The organism is Streptomyces sp. NPDC050423, assembly GCF_040655445.1.
In the GTDB taxonomy this organism is placed as follows: Bacteria; Actinomycetota; Actinomycetes; order Streptomycetales; family Streptomycetaceae; genus Streptomyces.
On record NZ_JBFAJY010000101.1, the window covers coordinates 1 to 1,256 of the forward strand.

Sequence of the window (1,256 nt, forward strand, 5' to 3'; positions counted from 1 at the left end):
TTCAGGTCGAGTTGGCCGGAGAGCAGGGTGTGTTGGGGGCTCATTGCGGCTACGGCTCGGCCGGAGAAGCAGCAGTCGAGTACGAGGACCCTGGCTTTGGCGCGGGACTGTGCCAGTTCCTGTTTGAGGAGTTGGAAGGGCAGAGCGGTGTAGCCGGCATGGTCGGGGTCGGGGTCGGTGTCCGTGACTGCCAGGTGGAGCAGGCCGCCGTCGTCGAGCAGGCCATGTCCGGCGTAGTAGACGAGCAGGAGGTCTTCGGCTTCGCGTCGGGCGGAGGCGAGTTCTCTGCCGATCGAGGCTTCGTCGACCGGGGTGCCGTTTGCGCCGAGGGTGCGGATGTGGTCCGGGGGGAGCAGGCCGCGTTCGCCGGAGAGGGCGTCCTTGAGCGCGTCGAGGTTGTTCCGCACGGCGGGAATCTGCTCCAGGCCGGGGGACTTGTAGTCCGATACGCCGATCAGCAGCGCACGGGAGGAGGCCCCGTCGGGCGTCCAGGGCTTCGACATGGCTTCAACTCTCCAACTGGTTCAGCGATGTGTACACCTTGTGGAACCTATGAACTCGACGCTGTGGGCTTGAGTCGCGGGTCGAGGACGTAGAGCTCCAGGTCGGTTTTGCACTGCAGGCCACTAAGACGTTCGATGGCCTCCCGAAGCCACATCGGGTCGGCTTCGACATTCGCAACTTCGCAGCCGATGTGACCGATTCGTTGAAGAGAATGAGAAATTTTACGGAATGGGCCCGCGTGGAGGGCGGTGCTTCCAGGGGGAGGCGTGGCGTACGGGCGTAGCCGGATGACCAGGAGAGCCTGCTCATTCCCCCTCCGGATTACTTTATGTTTGCCTTCGTAGGTGTAGTGGTGCAGTATGCCGACGTAGGAGACATGCTGCCAGGAGATCTCACTCGGGGCAGATTTATGATATCCGATCTTCAGGCCGGAATCATCGATGTCCAAATATGTGCGCTTACTGAAAGCGCTCCAGAATGACAGCAGCGCGATCGCAAGGAAGAATGCGACTAGGAGGAGAAACGGGAGGCCGCGCCGGTAGGCTCCGTAAGCACTTAATCCGCTGACGAAGAGAAATACGATGCCGCTAATTGCGGGTGCGATGCGGGCTCTCAGGTTCCCGTTTCGGCTGAATCGTACTTCTGGTGGGCCGGGTAGGTGCGGGGGTGGGGTTGTGTGGGTGGTGGGGGGTTTTGTTTTGGCTGGTCCGCGGGTGAGGACGAGGTTGCTGGCTGCGTTGACCGATCGGGCT

At 61.8% G+C, this 1,256-nt stretch carries 2 protein-coding genes; both read right to left on the reverse strand.

The genetic code is table 11. The features are described 5' to 3' along the window. Window positions 1–503: caspase family protein (locus AB0I52_RS32825; protein ID WP_363078828.1), on the reverse strand; the 503-nt coding region annotated here is incomplete at its 3' end. 47 nt (window positions 504–550) lie between these two features. Beyond that, window positions 551–1,256 (reverse strand): hypothetical protein (locus tag AB0I52_RS32830; RefSeq protein WP_363078830.1); only part of this gene is annotated, 706 nt, incomplete at its 5' end.